15 protein-coding genes and 2 pseudogenes are annotated in these 18,527 nt (G+C 67.5%); 4 read left to right on the forward strand and 13 right to left on the reverse strand.

Annotation, left to right across the window (positions count from 1 at the left end):
- Window positions 1–5 precede the first annotated feature (5 nt).
- Window positions 6–665, reverse strand: a complete 660-nt coding sequence (locus tag AB4Y99_RS10125; protein WP_441523218.1) for a glutathione S-transferase family protein — start codon at window positions 663–665, stop codon at window positions 6–8.
- 80 nt (window positions 666–745) lie between these two features.
- Window positions 746–2,017: a crotonyl-CoA carboxylase/reductase gene (gene ccrA / locus AB4Y99_RS10130; RefSeq protein ID WP_441523219.1), complete on the reverse strand. Its 1,272-nt coding sequence runs from the start codon at window positions 2,015–2,017 to the stop codon at window positions 746–748.
- 202 nt (window positions 2,018–2,219) lie between these two features.
- On the opposite strand from ccrA, the gene AB4Y99_RS10135 reads away from it, so the two are divergent.
- Window positions 2,220–2,522: a hypothetical protein gene (locus AB4Y99_RS10135; RefSeq protein WP_441523220.1), complete on the forward strand. Its 303-nt coding sequence runs from the start codon at window positions 2,220–2,222 to the stop codon at window positions 2,520–2,522.
- Window positions 2,523–2,534: 12 nt separating this feature from the next.
- On the opposite strand, the gene ubiG is transcribed toward AB4Y99_RS10135, so the two are convergent.
- On the reverse strand, window positions 2,535–3,290 hold the full coding sequence (gene ubiG, locus AB4Y99_RS10140; protein ID WP_441523221.1) for a bifunctional 2-polyprenyl-6-hydroxyphenol methylase/3-demethylubiquinol 3-O-methyltransferase UbiG: 756 nt from the start codon (window positions 3,288–3,290) through the stop codon (window positions 2,535–2,537).
- 141 nt (window positions 3,291–3,431) lie between these two features.
- On the opposite strand from ubiG, the gene AB4Y99_RS10145 reads away from it, so the two are divergent.
- On the forward strand, window positions 3,432–4,670 hold the full coding sequence (locus AB4Y99_RS10145; protein ID WP_441523222.1) for an aspartate kinase: 1,239 nt from the start codon (window positions 3,432–3,434) through the stop codon (window positions 4,668–4,670).
- A 114-nt stretch (window positions 4,671–4,784) separates the two neighbouring features.
- Here AB4Y99_RS10145 and AB4Y99_RS10150 read toward each other — a convergent pair.
- From AB4Y99_RS10150 to AB4Y99_RS10165, 4 genes and pseudogenes are all read right to left on the reverse strand, one after another.
- Window positions 4,785–7,723 (reverse strand): annotated as a pseudogene (locus AB4Y99_RS10150) (efflux RND transporter permease subunit).
- Window positions 7,720–8,910: an efflux RND transporter periplasmic adaptor subunit gene (locus tag AB4Y99_RS10155; protein ID WP_112761826.1), complete on the reverse strand. Its 1,191-nt coding sequence runs from the start codon at window positions 8,908–8,910 to the stop codon at window positions 7,720–7,722. The pseudogene AB4Y99_RS10150 and the gene AB4Y99_RS10155 overlap by 4 nt, the downstream one beginning before the upstream one ends.
- A 15-nt stretch (window positions 8,911–8,925) precedes the next feature.
- A complete protein-coding gene (locus tag AB4Y99_RS10160; protein ID WP_038368391.1) occupies window positions 8,926–9,405 on the reverse strand; it encodes a MarR family winged helix-turn-helix transcriptional regulator in 480 nt (159 codons plus the stop codon).
- Between the two features lie 165 nt (window positions 9,406–9,570).
- A complete protein-coding gene (locus AB4Y99_RS10165; RefSeq protein ID WP_191123393.1) occupies window positions 9,571–10,362 on the reverse strand; it encodes an enoyl-CoA hydratase/isomerase family protein in 792 nt (263 codons plus the stop codon).
- 174 nt (window positions 10,363–10,536) lie between these two features.
- On the opposite strand from AB4Y99_RS10165, the gene AB4Y99_RS10170 reads away from it, so the two are divergent.
- Together AB4Y99_RS10170 and AB4Y99_RS10175 are read left to right on the forward strand one after the other, a co-directional pair.
- On the forward strand, window positions 10,537–11,628 hold the full coding sequence (locus AB4Y99_RS10170; RefSeq protein ID WP_441523223.1) for an NADH:flavin oxidoreductase/NADH oxidase: 1,092 nt from the start codon (window positions 10,537–10,539) through the stop codon (window positions 11,626–11,628).
- 161 nt (window positions 11,629–11,789) lie between these two features.
- On the forward strand, window positions 11,790–13,283 hold the full coding sequence (locus AB4Y99_RS10175; protein WP_441523224.1) for a carboxypeptidase M32: 1,494 nt from the start codon (window positions 11,790–11,792) through the stop codon (window positions 13,281–13,283).
- A 276-nt stretch (window positions 13,284–13,559) separates the two neighbouring features.
- Here AB4Y99_RS10175 and AB4Y99_RS10180 read toward each other — a convergent pair whose 3' ends face one another.
- From AB4Y99_RS10180 to AB4Y99_RS10205, 6 genes and pseudogenes are all read right to left on the reverse strand, one after another.
- Entirely contained in the window at window positions 13,560–14,612 is a 1,053-nt protein-coding gene (locus AB4Y99_RS10180) for an extracellular solute-binding protein (protein ID WP_441523225.1), read from the reverse strand.
- Window positions 14,609–15,814, reverse strand: a complete 1,206-nt coding sequence (locus AB4Y99_RS10185) for an NAD(P)/FAD-dependent oxidoreductase (RefSeq protein ID WP_441523226.1) — start codon at window positions 15,812–15,814, stop codon at window positions 14,609–14,611. Before AB4Y99_RS10185 ends, AB4Y99_RS10180 begins: the two co-directional genes overlap by 4 nt.
- On the reverse strand, window positions 15,811–17,220 hold the full coding sequence (locus tag AB4Y99_RS10190) for an FAD/NAD(P)-dependent oxidoreductase (protein WP_441523227.1): 1,410 nt from the start codon (window positions 17,218–17,220) through the stop codon (window positions 15,811–15,813). Before AB4Y99_RS10190 ends, AB4Y99_RS10185 begins: the two co-directional genes overlap by 4 nt.
- Window positions 17,217–17,507: a (2Fe-2S)-binding protein gene (locus AB4Y99_RS10195; RefSeq protein ID WP_038368864.1), complete on the reverse strand. Its 291-nt coding sequence runs from the start codon at window positions 17,505–17,507 to the stop codon at window positions 17,217–17,219. The genes AB4Y99_RS10190 and AB4Y99_RS10195 overlap by 4 nt, the downstream gene beginning before the upstream one ends.
- Window positions 17,508–17,512: 5 nt before the next feature.
- The gene (locus AB4Y99_RS10200; protein WP_441523228.1) at window positions 17,513–18,307 is read right to left on the reverse strand and encodes an ABC transporter permease; all 795 of its coding nucleotides are present in this window, start codon (window positions 18,305–18,307) and stop codon (window positions 17,513–17,515) included.
- Window positions 18,308–18,318: 11 nt separating this feature from the next.
- Window positions 18,319–18,527: pseudogene (locus AB4Y99_RS10205) on the reverse strand (ABC transporter permease); the annotation flags it as partial.

The raw sequence follows: 18,527 nt of genomic DNA on the forward strand, positions 1-18,527 counted from the left end.
CGATCTCAGTCGCGATCGGGCGCTCCGGGCGGGAAAAGCGGGCGGTAGGGCCGCGCCTCCTCGACGGCGCGGGCGAAGGACGGACGCGCGAGGAGCCGTGCCCGGTAAGCGCGGGCATGGGGAAAGGCCGTGTCGATCTCGTGCACCCAATCGGCATAGAAGAGCGACGGGGCCGCGGCGCAATCGGCTAGGCCGAAGGCGTCGCCCGCCGCCCATTCTCGCCCGGCCATGGCGCCGTCGAGCCAGCGATAGGCCGTGTCGAGCGCTTCGCGCGCCCTGGCGACACTGTAGGGATCGCGATCGTCAGCCGGGCGCAGATAGTCAAAGACGATCGCCTGCATCGGCGTCATGACGTAATTGTCGAAGAAGCGGTCCATCATCCGCGCCGCGAGCGCGGCCTTGGCGTCATCGGGCAAGAGCCGGACAGGCCCCGGATGATGCAGGCCGAGATGCTCGATGATGACGCTGGACTCGACGACCGTCTCGCCGCGGTCGACGAGGACCGGGAAGCGCTTCAGCGGCCACAAATCGACCCATTCCGCCCCGGCTTCCGGATCGTCCGGGCCAAGCACCCGATAGGTGAAGGGCGTCCCGTTCTCGTAGAGCGCGATCAGCACCTTCTGGCTGTAGGACGAAAAAGGGTGAGCATAGAGGGTCAACGTCATGGCATCCTCCAGACCGCTTGCTTTTCGCAATCAGTCTGTAAAGAAACCGATCTCGTTTTGCAACCGGATATGCGGATCCCCTACCCTCCCAGCGCCTCCGCCACATCCTCATAGGTGCGCAAGCCCGTGCGCGGCGCATAGACCAGCACGGCCATGTTGCCCGGCGCGTGCTCGTTCTTCCACATCTTGTGATGGGCGAGCGGGATCTTGTCCCAGGGGAAGACCTCGGACATGCAGGGGTCGATGCGCCGGTCGAGCACGAACTGGTTGGCAGCGCTCGCCTGCTTGAGATGGGCGAAATGCGAGCCCTGAACGCGCTTCTGCCGCATCCAGACATAGCGGGCGTCGAAGGTGATGTTGAAGCCGGAGGTGCCGGCGCAGAACACCACCATGCCGCCGCGCTTGGCGACGAGGCAGGAGACCGGGAAGGTCGCTTCGCCCGGATGCTCGAAGACGATGTCGACATCCTTCTTGCCGGTGATGTCCCAGATCGCCTTGCCGAACTTGCGCGCCTCCCTGGTCCATTCGACATATTCGGGCGAATTCACCTTGGGCATCTGGCCCCAGCAGTTGAATTCCTTGCGGTTGATGACGCCCTTGGCGCCGAGGCCGAGCACATAGTCGCGCTTGGTCTCGTCCGAGATCACGCCGATGGCGTTGGCGCCCGAGGCCGCGCAGAGCTGCACGCCGAAGACGCCGAGGCCGCCCGAGGCGCCCCAGACCAGGACGTTGTCGCCGGGCTTGATGGTGTGCGGAGCATGGCCGAAGAGCATGCGATAGGCCGTCGCCAGCGTCAGTGTGTAGCAGGCGGCCTCTTCCCAGGCGAGGTGCCGCGGCTTCTGCATGAGCTGGCGTGACTGCACCCGGCAGAACTGGGCGAAGGAGCCGTCCGGCGTCTCGTAGCCCCAGATGCGCTGGCTGGCCGAGAACATCGGGTCGCCGCCATTGCACTCCTCGTCGTCGCCATCGTCCTGGTTGCAGTGGACGATGACCTCGTCGCCGACCTTCCAGCGTTTCACCTTGGAGCCGATAGCCCAGACGATGCCGGCGCAGTCGGAACCGGCAACGTGGAACGGTGCCTTATGGACGTCGAAGGGCGAGATCGGCTGGCCGAGGCCGGCCCAGATGCCATTGTAGTTGACGCCTCCCGCCATCACGAGGAGCAGAACCTCCTCCTCGCCGATCGACCATGTCGGCACGACCTCGACCTGGAACGAGTCCTGCGGCGCTCCGTGGCGCTCGCGCCGGATCGCCCAGGCGTACATCTTCTCCGGCACATGGCCGAGCGGCGGCAACTCGTCGAGTTCGTAGAGATCCTTGAGCGGTTTCACGGCAGCTTGCGGCTTCGACATCGTCGTCTCCCTGCTCCCCGCCTGTCTTCGTCCTTGCGGCACTGCGGCGGCTTTGGACGGCGATCATGCACCTTATGTTGCAACGCGCCATTCGCCTAAGGAATTACCTTGCAGCGCAAAATGATCGCCCGAAATCGGGATTTTGCCGATTCCTTCACGGTTTCGGCAGATGATCAAGCCGTTCAAGCGAGGCGAGAAAGCCATGCGCGCCCTATTGACGATCGTCGGCCTGCCCGATCTGCCGCTTCTGTCGCTGATCCTCGTCGTGGTCCTGATCCTGCTCGCCGCCCTGATGTTCGGCTGGATTGCCGATCTGCTGCTCGGGGAGAACGCCTACGGCACCGGCTTCAACGCCGGCATCATCCTGATCGGCGCCTTTATCGGCGCCTGGCTCTGGCATCGCTACGGCTTCCCGACGCGCTTCGATGCCGCGGCCGTCAAGGCGGGCATCGCGACCGGCTCGGGGCTTTTGCTCCTGCTCGTCCTGGCGGTCCTGCGCCCCTGAGACGCCGGGCTTTCAGTCGCCGCGGCTGGCGGCGAGCATGTAGTTGACGTCCATATCCCGCGCGGCGCTCCAGCGGCCGGTCAGCGGGTTGAAGACAACGCCGGTCTGCGTGCCCAGCGTGAAGCCGTTGCTCTCGATCGCACCGCCGAGCTCGGCCGGGGTGACGAACTTCTCCCAGTCATGCGTGCCCCGGGGCAACCAGCGCAGCACATACTCGGCGCCGACGATGGCGAGCGCATAGGATTTCAGCGTGCGGTTGAGCGTCGCCATGACGAGGAGCCCGCCGGGCTTCACCGCCGCGCAGCAGGCGSCGACGAAGGCCTCGACATCSGCGACATGCTCGACSACCTCCATCGCCAGCACGATGTCGAAGCGCTGGCCGGAGGCGACGACCGCCTCGATCGTCTCCTCGCGATAGTCGATGGTGAGCCCGCCCTTCTCGGCATGGGCGCGGGCGACGGCGATATTGGTCGGCGCCGGGTCGAGCCCCGTCACCTCAGCACCCAGCCTCGCCAGCGGCTCGGAGAGCACGCCGCCACCGCAGCCGATATCGACCAGCGTCAGACCTTCGAGCGACCGCATCTGCTTGGGATCGCGGCCGAAATGCGTGCAGGCCTCGTCACGGACATAGGCGAGGCGCACGGGGTTGAACTTGTGCAGGACCGCCATCGGCCCCTTCGGATCCCACCAGTCGCGCGCGATCGCATCGAAGCGGGCGACCTCGGCCGGGTCGATCGTCGAGCCTGTGCGTTGCGTCGCAGCCGCCATGAACCGGTCCCTCGTTTATGCGGCGCCGCATTGACACCGCGCCTGCCGCCCGTCATCTACACCCGCCCCGCCGCCAGTGCGAGGGCGACGTTTCGACCCGGCTTTCCAACCGGGACAGCTATCGAGAGCCAAAAGATCGTCATGGCCCGTCTGGTGATGAAATTCGGCGGCACCTCCGTCGCCACTGTCGAGCGCATCAAGAACGCGGCGCGACACGTCAAACGCGAATTCGACGCGGGCAACGAGGTCGCGGTCGTGGTTTCGGCGATGTCGGGCAAAACCAACGAGCTCGTCGCCTGGGCCAAGGAAGCGGCGCCGCTGCACGATCAGGCGGAATACGACGTCGTCGTCGCCTCGGGCGAGCAGGTCACCTCGGGCCTGATGGCGATCGTGCTGCAGGAGATGGGCCTGCCGGCCCGCTCCTGGCAGGGCTGGCAGATCCCGCTCTACGGCTCGGACGCGCATGGCGCTGCCCGGATCGAGAGCGTCGACGGCGCCGGCATCCTCGCCGGCTTCGACCGCAACCGCGAGATCGCGGTCTGCTCGGGCTTCCAGGGCGTGAACCCGCGCACGCACCGCATCGTGACGCTGGGCCGCGGCGGCTCCGACACCAGCGCTGTCGCGCTCGCCGCCGGCCTGAAGGCCGATCGCTGCGACATCTACACCGATGTCGACGGCGTCTACACCACCGAYCCGCGCRTCGTKCCSAAGGCSMRGCGCATGGACAAGGTCTCCTTCGAGGARATGCTSGAAATGGCCTCGCTCGGYTCSAAGGTGCTRCARGTGCGCTCGGTCGAGATCGCCATGACGCAGCGCGTGCCGACCTATGTGCGCTCCTCCTTCGACGACCCCGAAAACCCCAATCCTGGCACCCTCATCTGCGACGAGGACGACATCGTGGAACAGCAGATCGTCACCGGCATCGCCTTCTCCCGGGACGAAGCCCAGATCACGCTCCGGCGCGTGGCCGACAAGCCCGGCGTCGCCGCGGCGATCTTCGGCCCGCTCGCCGATGCCAACATCAATGTCGACATGATCATCCAGGTCGTCTCGGACGACCAGGCGACGACCGACATCACCTTCACCGTGCCGACGGCCGATTACGAGCGCGCCCGCACGCTGCTCGAGAGCAAGCACGATACGATCTCCTATCAGGACATCCAGGGCGCGACCGATGTGGTGAAGATCTCGGCGATCGGCATCGGCATGCGCTCGCATGCCGGCGTCGCGGCCCGCGCCTTCCGCGCTCTGGCCGAGAAGGGCATCAACATCCGCGCCATCACGACCTCCGAGATCAAGTTCTCGGTGCTGATCGACGCAGCCTATACCGAGCTCGCGGTGCGCACGCTGCACTCGCTCTACGGGCTCGACGCAGCCTGAGGCTGCGATACGGCCAACCCAAGGACGTCATGCTCGGGCTCGACCCGAGCATCTCGGAAAAGCGCCCTATCCTGCATGCGCTTCGCCCCGGGAATGACGGAAGGCGCGAGACGCCTATTCCGCCGGATGAGGCGCGCCCGCCGGCTTGTGCTTGTTGCTGCGGAAGAGCCCGCCGAGCTTCACCAGCCCGTCCGAGAGCCTGTTCATGTAAAGGAACAGGACGGGGGTGATGAAGAGCGTCAGCACCTGGCTGATCATCAGGCCGCCGACCACCGCGATGCCGAGCGGCTGGCGCAGTTCCGCGCTGGCGCCGGCGCCGACCGCGATCGGCAGCGTGCCCATCAGCGCCGCCAGCGTCGTCATCAGGATCGGCCGGAACCGCATGACGCAGGCCCTGTGGATCGCCTCCTGCGCCGAAACGCCCTCGCGCAGGAGCACCAGCGCGACGTCGATCATCATGATCGCATTCTTCTTGACGATGCCGATCAGCATCAGCAGGCCGATGATCGCGATGACCGAGAGGTCGAGGTCGAACAGCCTCAGCGCTCCGAGCGCGCCGATCGCCGCCGAAGGCAGGCCGGTCAGGATGGTCAGCGGGTGGATGAAGCTCTCATAGAGAATGCCGAGCACGATGTAGATCGTCAGGATCGCGCCCGCGATCAGGAGGCCCTGGTTCGCCAGCGAGTCCTGGAAGACCTTGGCCGTGCCGGCGAGCGTCGTCGTGATCGATTTCGGCAGGCCGATCTGCTCCTTCAGCACGCCGATGCGGTTGACGCTGTCGCCGAGCGCGACGCCGGCCGGCAGATTGTAGGAGATCGTCACCGCCGGAAGCTGGCCAAGCTGGTTGACCGTGAGCTGGCCCGCCGTCCGCTCGATCCTGGCGAAGGCGCCGAGCGGCACGAGGGTGCCGGTCTTGGTGCGGACGCGGATGGCGTTCAGCCGCTCCGGCGTCCACTGGTCGTTGGGATTGAACTCGACGACGACCTGATAGCTGTCGCCCGTCGTATAGATCGTCGAGACCTGCCGGACGCCGAAGCCCGAATAGAGCGTCGAGCGCAGGATGTCCGAGCCGATGCCGAGCTGGTTGGCCTTGTCGCGGTCGATGATCACCGTCGCCTGCAGGGCGTTGTTCTGCAGGTCGGTGGTCACGTCGAGGAAGGTCGAGGGCTCGCGGCTCATGGCGTCGGCGAGGCGTAGCGCCCCGTCGTTCATCGCCTTCTGGTCGAGGCCCTGGACGACGAGCTGGTACTGGCTCTTCGAGGAGCGCGCGCCGATATTGAGGTTCTGGACCGGCGTCATATAGGTGTTGATGCCCGGCACCTGCGCGAGATCGCGCCGCAGCGACGACAGCACGACGGAGAGCTGCGGCCGCTTGTCCTGCGGCTTCAGCTCGACGAAGAGGCGCCCGGCATTGAGCGCGCCGGCATTGCCGTTGGTCGCGCCGACACTGGACGCGACATGGGCGACATAGGGTGAATGCATGAAGATGTCGGCGACCTGCCGCTGCAGCTTCTGCATGGCGTCGAAGGACACGTCCTGCCGCGTCTCGGTCGCGACCTGAAGCTGGCCGATATCCTCCTGCGGGAAGAAGCCCTTCGGCGAGGTCTGCATCAGCCAGACCGTGCCGGCCATGGTCGCGAAGAAGGCGAGCAGCACCACCGGCTGGAAGCGCAGGCAGAAGGCGAGGCCGCGGTCATAGCCACGCAACAGCGCCTCGAAACCCTTCTCGAGCCAGCGCCCGACGGCATTCTCCTGATGATGCTCGCCATAGCCCGAGAGCAGGCGCGAGCAGAGCATCGGCGTGAGCGTCAGCGAGACGAAGGCGGAGGCCAGGATCGAGACCGTCACCACCACCGCGAACTCGTTGAAGATGCGCCCGACGACGCCGCCCATGAGCAGGACCGGAATGAAGACCGCGACCAGCGAGAGCGAGATCGAGATGATGGTGAAGCCGATCTCGCCACCGCCGGGATGAAGGTCGCGGCGACGCGGCGCAGGAAGACGAAGATGACCATGACGACCAGCGCGACGGTGAGCAGCAGCGTGAACTGCACGTCGTCCACCGCCTGGCGGATCGAGGTCGAGCGGTCGTTCAGCAGCGAGAGCGAGGCCGCGGCCGGCAACTGCTCCTCGAAGGCCGGGATCATCGCCTTGACGCGATCGACCACCTCGACGGTGTTGGCGTCGGGCTGGCGCTGCACCGCGAGCACGATCGCCGGAACGCCGTCATAGCTGCTGCGGGTCTGGGTGTTCTCGACGGAATCGATCACCTTGGCGACGTCGCCGAGGCGCACCGGCTTGCCCGAGCGGGTGGTGATGATGACGTTGGCGAACTGCGCCGCGTCGGCGAGCTGGGTATGCGCCTCGATGGTGAGCTGCTGGGCGCTGTTCTGGATGGTGCCGACCGGCGTGTTGGCGTTGGTCGCGGTGATGGCGGCCTGCAATTCGTCGAGGCCGATGCCGCGMGCSGCMAGCGCSGTCGGGTCGATSYGGATGCGSACSGCGTATTTCTGGCTGCCGAAGATCAGSACCTGCGCGACGCCATCCACCGTCGAGAGCGCGGGCGAGATCACCTGCTGGGCGAAGGCGTCGAGATCGGAGAGCGGCACGACGTCGCTCTTCAGCGCCATCAGGATGATCGGCGCGTCGGCCGGATTCACCTTGCGATAGCTCGGCGGCGTCGTCATCTCGATCGGCAACTGCTTCTGCGTGCGCGTGATCGCCGCCTGCACGTCGGCCGCGGCCGCGTCGATGTCGCGGTTCAGCACGAACTGGATCGCGATCGAGGTCGATCCTTGCGCGTTGATGGTGGAGATCGAATCGATGCCCGCGATCGTGCCGAACTGCTTGATCAGCGGCGTGGCGACCGAGGTCGCCATCGTGTCGGGCGAAGCGCCGGGCAACTGGGCCGAGACGTTGACGACCGGGAACTCGGCGCGCGGCAGCGCCGCCACCGGCAGGAAGCGATAGGCGAACGTCCCGGCCAGCACCAGCGCGACCGACATCAGGATGGTCGCGACCGGGTGCCTGATGCAGAAGGACGAGACGTTCATGAGTGCCCCTCCTGCGCGACCGGCGTGCTCACCGGCGCCTTCTCGCCGCTGGCTCCCCGTTCGCGCACCGCCGTGCCCTGCTTCAGGCGCATCTGGCCGTCGACGACGACGCGCTCGCCCGGCGCGAGGCCTTCCGTCACCGCCGTCTTGCCGCCATCGCTGAGCGCGACCTTGATCTGGCGCAGATCCACCGTCGCATTCGCCTTGGCGACGAAGACGTAGGGACCTTTCTGGCCGGTCTGCACCGCGACGGTCGGGATGACGGTGACGCCCTTCAGCGTGTCCGGGATGAACTCGACATCGACATACTGGCCCGGCCAGAGACGCAGATCGTCATTGGCGAAGGCCGCCTTGGCCGTGATCGTGCCCGAAGTGATGTCGACATTGGAATCGACGAAGTTGAGCTTGCCCACCGCCGGCTGGTCGCCGGCCTGGGGAATTTTCGCCGTGACCACGGCCGAATCCGGCGCGAGAAGCGCGGCATGCAGCGTCGGCAGCTCGCTCTCGGGCAAGGCGAAGGAGACGCGCAGCGGCTTCATCTGCGTGATCGTCAGGAGGCCGGTGCTGCTGTTGTTGCTGTTGGCGCTGACGAGATTGCCCGGCGTGACCATCACGGCGCCGACACGCCCGTCGATGGGGGCGAGGATGCGGGTATAGCTCAGCTTGAGCCTGTCGGCGTCGAGCGTCGCATGGTCGGCCTGGATGTTGGCGGCCGAGCTCTTCTCGTCGGCCGTGCCCAGATCCACCTGCTGCTGGGTGCCGGCATTACGGGCGAAAAGCTGCTTGTAGCGTTCGAGATCGGCGACGTTGCGCGTATGGGTCGCCTCGTCGCGCAGGAGCATCGCCTCGTCCTTGGCGATCTGGGCCTTGATGTCGCGGTCGTCGAGCGTGAACAGCAGGTCGCCCGCCTTGACGAACTGGCCGTCGGTGACGTGCTGCGCGACGATCTGGCTGTCGATACGCGACTTCACCGTCACGCTCGCCGGCGTCTCGACGAAGCCGATGGCGTGCTTGCGGATCGGGAAATCCGCCTGCTCCGCCACCGCCGACACCACAGACACCGCGGGGGCRCCACGCCCGGCACCGGCGGCCTGCGGCGCCTTCTCGCCCTGCGAACGCGTATACCAGACGCCCGCCGCAACAGCGGCGACCAGAACGAAGCCGACAAGAAATCCCGAACGCTTCATAGTTGCCCCACCGGCTCAGGCCATGCGACCAGCCGAAAGCGGCTGCTGCGTCTTGTCATCCGCCCGCTGGGGCCGGATCTGCTCACGGATCGCCCCGAGCGTATCGAGCGCCGACAGGATCGCGTCGTCTCCGACCGAGCCGAGCAGCTCATGCGCGATCGTGCCACGCACCTCGTCGAGATCATCGACCAGTCGCCGGCCCGTCGGGCTGAGATAGAGGAGATAAGCCCTGCGATCGGCCGGATTCTCGCGGCGCTCGATCAAGCCCTGATGCTGCAGGCGGTCGAGCAGGCGCGCCAGCGAGATGGGCTGCAGATCCATCTGCTCGGCCAGCGCGGCCTGGTTCAGTCCTTCCTGGCGGCGCAACCGCGCCAGAACGCCCCATTGCGCCCGTGTCGTTCCGTGCTCCCGCGCACGTTGATCGACATAGGTCCTCATCAGGCGAGAGGTTTCGACAAGCTGAAACATCAGCTCCCGCCGCAGGGGGCGCTTCATGCATAGGCCTCCGTGATTGTAAGCCTGCTCATAGTAAGTCAGATTGCGGCGGTTTTATAGTCACGATTTCGCAACTGCGAGAAATTGCCCGACCATGCCAGGCGCGGCACCGGGCCGAGCCAGAAGGGCGGCCTCCGCCCGACACGGCGTGGCCCTTTGCGGGCCTCATTCGCCCCCGAACCGGGCCGGGCGCTTCTCCAGGAAGGCCGCCACGCCCTCCCGGAAATCGGCGGTGGCGGTCGATTCCGCGAAGGCGCGCTCTTCGGCAGCCAGATGGGCGGCGAGATCATGGCCGGCCGCCTCCGTCAGCAGGTGGCGGACGCGGCCATAGGCCTGCGTCGGCCCTTCTGCGAGGCGGCGGGCGAGAGCGAGCGCCTCCGCTTCCGCCTGTTCGTTGGGGACCACGCGGTTGACGAGGCCCAGCCGCAGCGCCTCGGCGGCGTCAAAAGGCTCGGCCAGCAGCGCGATCTCCTTCGCCTTGCGCAAGCCGACCAGGCGCGACAGGCGGAAGGAGCCGCCGAGATCCGGCGTCGTGCCGAGGCGGGAATAGGCCATCGCGAAACGGGCGTTCTCGGCCGCGACGGCAAGGTCGCAACCGAGCGCGAGGCTGAAGCCGCCACCCGCCACCGCCCCATGCAGGCAGGCGACGGAGGGCTGCGGGAGGCGATCGAGCAACAGCAGGGCCTCGTGCAGCGGCTCCATGATCGCGGGAATCGTCACGGCGGGGTCGCCGCCGGCCAGGAATTGCGAAACGTCGCCGCCGGCGCAAAAACCCTTGCCCGCACCCTTCAGCAGGATGGCGCGGCTGTCGCCGCGCGCCGCGATATCCTTCACGCGGGCGAGGAACAGCTCCGCCATCGGCGCATCGAGGGCGTTCAGCACGGCCGGGCGGTTGAGCGTCAGCACGGCGACGCCGCCATCCCGTTCGAGCAGAACAGTTTCCGCGTGATCTGACATGCGATGGACTCCGTGACGGCGAGGATCGGCGGCAGGCTATCATCCCGCCGCGCCTTGGCGAGGGGTGGCCCCGCGTCGATGAGGCAGCGCATTTGCGTGAACGGCTCTGGCTTCCCGCGGCGCAGAGCTTCTAGACTACGGGCAACATCCCCTCACCCAGAGCCGCCCTTCCCCATGAGCCAGCTTTTCAGCCCCTATCAGCTTGGCAATCTTACCCTTGCCAACCGGATCGTCATCGCGCCGATGTGCCAATATTCGGCCGAAGACGGCAATGCCAGCGACTGGCACGTGATCCATCTCGGCAACCTCGCCCTCTCGGGCGCCGCCCTGCTCTTCCTCGAGGCGACGGCGGTGGAGCCGGACGGACGGATCAGCCCCTTCGATCTCGGCCTGTGGTCGGACGAGAACGAGGCCGCACTGGCGAAAGTGCTCGATTCGGCGCGTCGCTGGTCGGATATGCCGATCGGCGTCCAGCTCGCCCATGCCGGCCGCAAGGCCTCAGTGGATCGTCCCTGGAAGGGCGGCCACCAGCTCGGCCTCAACGAGGGCGGCTGGACGGTCCATGCCCCCTCGGAGGTCGGCTTCGAGAGCTATCCCCGCCCGCCCCGCTCGTTGACGGGAGGCGACATCGCCCGGATCGTCGAGGCTTTCGCCGCCTCGGCGCAGCGCGCCGTGCGGCTCGGCCTCGCGGCGATCGAGCTGCATGCCGCCCATGGCTATCTGATGCACCAGTTCCTCTCGCCGCTCTCCAACCGGCGCGAGGACGAATATGGYGGCTCGCTGGAAAACCGGATGCGCTTTCCGCTCGCGGTCTTCGACGCGGTGCGGGCGGTCGTGCCGGCGGGCTATCCGGTCGGCTTCCGCATTTCCGGCACGGATTGGGTCGACGGCGGCTGGGATGTCGAGCAGAGCATCGCTTTCTCCAAGGCCGCCAAGGCTCGCGGCGCCGATTTCATCCATGTCTCCAGCGGCGGGCTCTCGGCCGCGCAGAAGATCCCGCTCGGCCCGAGCTACCAGGTGCCGCTGGCGCGAGCCGTGAAGGAGGCGACGGGCATGAGCACCATCGCGGTCGGCCTGATCACCGAGCCCGAGCAGGCGGAGGCCATCGTCGGCACCGGCGAGGCCGACCTCGTCGGGCTGGCGCGCGGCATCCTCTACGATCCGCGCTGGCCCTGGCATGCGGCGGCGGCCCTCGGYGCCAGCGTCAAGGCGCCGAACCAGTATCTGCGCTCSCAGCCRCGGCAATATTCCAAGCTGTTCGCCTGAATTCTCCAGATTCGCTCCGTCRTCATCCCGGGCGACCGCAGGGAGACCCGGGATCCAGGCCGGAACGCAACCGACGAGCGCTCAGGCATGGATCCCGGATCTGCGCTTCGCTTCGTCCGGGATGACAGCGCACAAGACACGAAAGCACAGAGCCAAACCCCATGACCGCCTATTCCGATCTCGCCGCCCATTTCGGCCGCATCAGTGCCCTCTCCAACGCCGTCGGCATCCTGCAATGGGATTCCGATGTGATGATGCCGAAGGGAGCCGCCGAGACGCGGGCCGAGAGCATGGCGCTGCTGCAGGTGCTGCGCCATGGCATGGTGACGGATGCAAGGATCGGCGACTGGCTGGCCAAGGCCGAGAGCGACGGCTCGCTCGGCGCCTGGGAAAAGGCCAATCTGCGCGAGATCCGGCGCGTCTGGACGGTCGAGACCGCCCTGCCGGCCGATCTCGTCGAGGCCTCGAGCAAGGCCGTCTCGGCTTGCGAGATGCGCTGGCGGCAGGCGCGGGCCGAGTCCGACTTCGCCGGGCTCCTGCCCTATCTCGCCGAGGTGTTGAACCTCCAGCGTCAGATCGGCCGGGCCAAGGGCGAGAAGCTCGGGCTTTCACCTTATGACGCCCTGCTCAACGATTACGAGCCCGGCGGAAGCTCGGCCAAGATCGACGCGCTGTTCGACGACCTCGCCGATTTCCTGCCCGGCTTCACCCAGGAGGTCGTTGCGGTGCAGGCGCGCCGGCCGGCGCAGGAGCCGCTCGTGGGCCCCTTCGCGACCGAGACGCAGCGGGCGCTCGGCCTCAGGCTGATGGCGGCGCTCGGCTATGATTTCGAGCGCGGCCGGCTCGACATCTCGACGCATCCGTTCTGCGGCGGAGCCGACAACGACGTCCGCATCACCACGCGCTACGACGAGGCCGATTTCACCAAGGCGCTGATGGGCGTGCTGCACGAGACCGGCCATGCGCTCTACGAGCAGGGCCGGCCGCAAGGCTATCTGAACCAGCCGGTCGGCGCCGCCCGCAGCATGAGCATCCATGAGAGCCAATCGCTGCTGATGGAGATGCAGGCCTGCCGCTCGCGCCAGTTCCTCGCCTTCGCCACGCCGCTGATGCGGGAGAGTTTCGGCGGCGCCGGCCCGGCTTGGGAGCCCGAGGCGATGTGGCGCCGCTACACCCGCGTCGAGCCCGGCTTCATCCGCGTCGACGCCGACGAGGTGACCTACCCCGCCCATATCATCCTGCGCTACCGGCTGGAGAAGGCATTGATCGCCGACGCCATGCCGCTTGCCGAACTGCCCGCCGCCTGGAACGACGGGATGAAATCCCTGCTCGGCGTCACCGTGCCGGATGACCGGCGCGGCTGCCTGCAGGACATCCACTGGCCCTCGGGCGGCTGGGGCTATTTCCCGACCTATTCGCTCGGCGCGATGACGGCAGCCCAGATCTTCGACGCGGCGACGCGGGCCGAGCCCGGCATCCTGCCCGGCATCGGCAAGGGCGATTTCTCGCCGCTCGTCGGCTGGCTGCGCGCGAACATCCACGGCAAGGGCTCGCTGCTCTCGACCGATGCCCTGCTGACGGAAGCGACCGGGAGGCCGCTCGACGCCGCGGTGTTCAAGGCGCATCTGCGCCGCCGCTATGTCGAGGAGATGTGAGGCCGACGGGATCGGCACATTGCCTTGTCGTTCCCCGCACAGTCATCCCGGGTGAAGCGAAGCGGAAACCCGGGATCCATGCCGGAGCGTCTCCGAGCAAGGCTCAGGCATGGATCCCGGATCTACGCGGCTTTGCCGCTCGTCCGGGATGACCCGCGCCTTTGTGATTCATCTCAGTGACTTGAACGCGTCGGCTGAAGCGGCACGCGAATCCCTCGAAACGAAAACGGCCGGTCCKCGMGGACCGGCCGTAATCTCATCGAAAGAACGACCGCCTCAGCGCTCGATCATCTTGTTCCAGCGGCTGTTCCATTCCGGGCGCTTGGCGTTGATCGCGTCCCAGTCCAGCGTGACCGCCGTCTTCATGTTGATGTTGAAGGCATCGAGCTTGGCCTGCGCCTCGGGCGTCGGCGCCTTGGCGGTGGTGTTCGAGGGCACGCCGTTGCCGAATGCCATCGCCTTGGCCTGCGCCTCGGCTGAGAGCAGATAGGCCGCAAGCTTCTGCGACAGCTCCGGCTCGGAATTGTTGGCGATGACGCATTCCGCCACCATCAGCACCACCGAACCCTCCTTGGGCTGAGCGTATTCGACCGGAATGCCCTTGTCCTTCAGCGTGGCAACGCCCGTCGGGGTCAGCGGGAAGATCGCGGCGTCGCCCGTCTGGACCATCTCCGAGATCTTGGCCGAATTCGGGATGAATTCGATGACGTTCTTGCCGATCGTGTCGCGGAATTTGGTGAAGCCGGGCTCGACATTGGCCTCGGTGCCACCCTGGATGCGGTTGAACATCAGGAAGGCATGCAGGCCGAAGGACGAGGCGGAGGCCGACTGGAAGACGACCTTTTCCTTGAACTTGGGGTCGGCCAGATCCATCCAGGAGGTCGGCGCCGCCCAGCCTTTCTCGTCGAACATCTTCTTGTTGTAGGCGAGGCCGGTCATGCCCATGTCGATGCCGGCCGCCATATTGTCCTTCATGACCGAGCCGGGCGCGAGTTGGCCGAGCTCCGGGCCGGGCTTCAGCTTCTCGCAGAGGCCGGCGCCGATGGCGCGGACCATGACGCCGTCATCGAGGAACATGACATGCATCTGCGGCTTGTCCTTGGCCGCGGTCGCCTTGGCGAGGATATCGGCCGAGGTGCCGGGCACGACCACGACCTTGACGTTGTTGGCCTTCTCGAAATCCGGGAAGACGCCCTGCGTATAGGTGCGCTCGAAATTGCCGCCGTTCATGCCGATATAGAGCGTCTTGCTCTGGGCGAAGGCGCTGCCGGTGGCGGCCAGCGCGACGGCGGCGACAGTTCCGGCCAAAAGATTGCGACGGGTGGTCATGTTGAAGCTCCCCTGCTTTGCGGCTCTGGATGCGGACCCGCACCCGAGCCGTGGCTGGTGCGGTCGTCGTTCTCCGGCGGCACGGGCGGCCGGCTGAAGCGGGTGATGGAAAAGGCCGCGATCGGGGTCGCGCTTCGGCCGTCGCGGACGAGTTCGGCCAAAACCTCGCCGACGCCGGGCGCGATCTGGAAGCCGGCCCCGGTAAAACCGAAGGCATGGAGCAGGCCGGGCGTCGTGCCGCTGAAGCCGATCACGGGGTTGCGGTCCGGCATCGCCGCCTCCGTCCCCGACCAGAAGCGGATCGCCTGGGCGTGGCGCAGCGCGGGGAAGATCTCGGCGGTGCGGTTCATGATCGCGAGCGCGCCCGTGCCGCGCGGCCGCGAGAAATCGGGATCGCCGAGCGGCAGGCCGCGCTCGCCGCCGACCACGACATTGCCGCGTTCGACCTGACGGGCGTAGATGCCACCGCCTTCCATGCCGATATTGACGGTCATGACCGGGGCCAGCGGCTCGGTGACGATCATCGAGGGATAGATGCGCGAGAGCGGCACCGGCTCGCCGAAATCCGTGGCGAAACGGTCGGCCCAGGCGCCGGCGCTGTTGATGACGACGCGCGCGCTCAGGCCGATGCCCTCGCCCGCCTCCAGCGCGAAACCCTCGCCATTGCGCGTGAGGCCAGTGACCGGCGTGTTCTCCAGCACATGCGCCCCGGCACGGCGCGCGGCGCTGGCAAATGCCGCCGAGACGAGGCGGGGATTGGCGTGGCCGTCGCCGGCGCAGAGCGAGGCACCGAGGATGCTGCCGTCGATCCAGGGAAAGCGCTCGCGCAGGCCGTTATGGCAGACGAGCTCGAGATCGAGCCCCTGATCGGCGACCGCTTCGGCGTAGGCTTCCAGCGCCGCCATCTCGGCTTCGCTGCGGGCGAGCTTGAGATGGCCGGAGCGCAGGAACTCGCCGTCGATGCCGATCAGTTCCTTGAGGCGCGGCCAGATGGCATGGGCGCGCTGCGACAGCGGCAACTGCTCGCGCGGCCGCCCTTGCCGGCGGACGCCGCCATAGTTCACGCCGCTCGCCTGCGCGCCGCAAAAGCCCTTGTCGAGCAGGGCGACGCTGAAGCCCATGCCGCGCAGCGCCAGCGCCGCCGAGGAGCCGACCAGCCCGCCGCCGATGATGGCGACGTCGATGTCGAGATGCCGGCTCACTCTGCTGCCTCCGGCAGGTTTGCCGCGGCCTCCGGCAGATCGGCCGCCAATTGGAGGGCGAGCGGGATCGGCTTCACCGGGGCCTGCGCCCGCAGACGGCCGACGGCATCGAGCGGCTTGGCCGTCGCGGCGGCCAGCACTTCGGCAGAGGCGGAGGAGCACATCCGGCCCTGGCAGCGGCCCATGCCGACGCGACTCACCGCCTTCAGCCGGTTGATCTCGGAGATATCGAGACGGTTCACGGCCTCGCGGATGCTGCCGGCCGTGATCTCCTCGCAGCGGCAGAGCGTGGTCGCATCGTCGATCGTCTCTGCCCAATGGGCCGGGAAAGGAAAGGCGGCTTCGAGCGCGTCGCGCAGCTTGCCGATGCGGGCCAGCTCCGCTTCGAGCGTGACGGCACGGGCCTTGTCGATGGCGAGATCACGATCCTCCAGCAAGGCCAGTGCGGCGCGCTCGCCCGCGCGCTCGGCCGCATCGGCGCCGGCAATGCCGGCACCATCGCCGGCGAGATAGACACCCGCCACCGAGGCCCGGCCGGCGGCGTCGCGCACGGGAAGCCAGGCGCGATCACGCTGATTGAAGCGGAAGGCGCAGCCGGCGAGATCGGCGAGCTGCGTCTCGGAGCGCAAGGCGAGCCCGTAGCCGACGCCGTCGCAGGCGAGGTGCCGCTCGCGCCCACCCTCCCGCCAGGAGACGCCGGAAACCCGGCCCTCGCCCTCGAAGCGCAGGCCCTCAATGCCGGAGCGGATGACGACGCCGTGCAGGCGCAGTTCGGCGACGAAGCGCGCCCCGCGCAGCACGATGCCGGGATCGAGCGGCAGGGCCTTGATGAGATTGAGCTTGGCGGAGGCCGGGGCAGCATCGAGCACGGCGGCGACTTCGACGCCCGCCTTCATGTATTGCCAGGCGACGAGATAGAGCAGCGGGCCGGAGCCGGCGAAGACAACGCGGCTGCCGATGGTGCAGCCCTGCGCCTTGAGTGCGACCTGCGAGCCACCGAGAGTAAAGACGCCGGGGAGCGTCCAGCCGGGAACAGGCAGGACGCGGTCCGTCGCGCCGGTGGCGAGCACCAGCCCGTCATAGGCGACGCGACGGGAGGTGCCGCCGACAGCGATGTCGGCCACGCCGTCACGCAAATTCCAGAGCAGCGCTTGCGGCCAGTAGTCGATGCGGCCTTCGAGCGCAGCGAAGGCGGCGTGGAGCCGTTCGGCCTTGCCGGCTTCGGAACCGTAGAGATCCTTGGTCGAGCGACCGTCCTGGACGAGGCGCTGGCGGTAGATCTGGCCGCCGCAGGCCGGCGCCTCGTCGACGACCAACGGGCGCAGGCCCGCCGCGACGAGTGCCTCGGCGGCGCGGATGCCGGCGGGCCCGGCACCGACGATCAGCGGCTGCGGGCGTTCGCTCATGCCACCCTCGCCGTCCCGGTGACGATGTTCATGCCGGGCTGAAGCGGTGTCGTGCAGGCGCGCAGGCGCTCGCCGGTCTCGGTCGCGACCCAGCAATCCTGGCAGGCGCCCATCTGGCAGAAGCCGGCGCGCGGCTCGCCGGTGAACTCGGTGCGGCGCAGGCTCTCCGTGCGGTTCAGGATCGCGCTCAGCAGCGTGTCGCCGGCCCGGCCCTCGCAAGGCGCGCCGTCAAGCGTGAAGGCGATGACGGGATGATCCTTGCGGGCGATGCGATGCAACAGCGGCATGATCGTCACTTCTGGCCGACGAGGATCTTGTCGAGGCCGAAGGCGCGGTCGAGCACCAGCATGGCGCCGGCGGTCAACGCGATCATCAGGGCCGACACCGCCGCCATCATCGGATCGATAGACTCGGTCGCGTACATGTACATGCGGACCGGCAGCGTCACCGTCTGCGGCGAGGTGACGAAGATCGACATGGTCAGTTCGTCGAAGCTGTTGATGAAGGCGAGCAGCCAGCCGCCGGTGATGCCGGGCAGGATCATTGGCGCGGTGATCCGGCGGAACACGGTCCAGTGCGAGGCGCCGAGCGTCTCGGCCGCCTGCTCGGCGCTGCGGTCCATGCCGGTGAAGGCGGCCATGACGAGGCGCATCACATAGGGCGTGACGATGATGACATGGCTGGCCACCAGCCAGGCGAAGGAACCGGTCGCGCCGATGAGCGCGAAAAGGCGCAGAAGGGCGACGCCGAGCACCAGATGCGGGATGATCAGCGGGGAAAGGAAGAGCCCGTTCAGCCAGTCGCGGCCGGGGAACCGGTTGCGGTCGATGGCGAGCGCGGCCGGCACGGCGAGCGCGACGGAAATCGTCGCGGCCAGCGTCGCCAGCCACAGGCTGTTGTAGAAGGAGGGCACGAAATCGGGATGCTGGAAGATCGCGGCGAACCAATGCAGCGAGAACGAGGTCGTCGGGATCGAGAGCGTGTTCTCGGGCGTGAAGGCGACGAGGCAGACCACGACGAGCGGCGCCAGCACGAAGGCGACGACGAGGCTATGGAAGAGGAGCGCGATGGGGCCGTTCTTGTGCATGGCGCGCGACCTCAGCCCAGAGCCCGGCGGGCGCGCGTCTCGACGAGACGGTTGTAGCCCAGCATGATGGCGAGGTTGGCGACCAGCACGATGATCGCGATCGCGGCGCCGAGCGGCCAGTTCAGCTCCGACATGTATTCGTCGTAGACGACCGTCGCCGCCATCTTGAGGCGCCGGCCGCCGAGCAGGCCGGGAATGGCGAAGGCGCTGGCCGAGAGGC

It is taken from the genome of Allobosea sp. TAB14 (assembly GCF_052113865.1).
GTDB lineage: Bacteria > Pseudomonadota > Alphaproteobacteria > Rhizobiales > Beijerinckiaceae > Allobosea > Allobosea spartocytisi.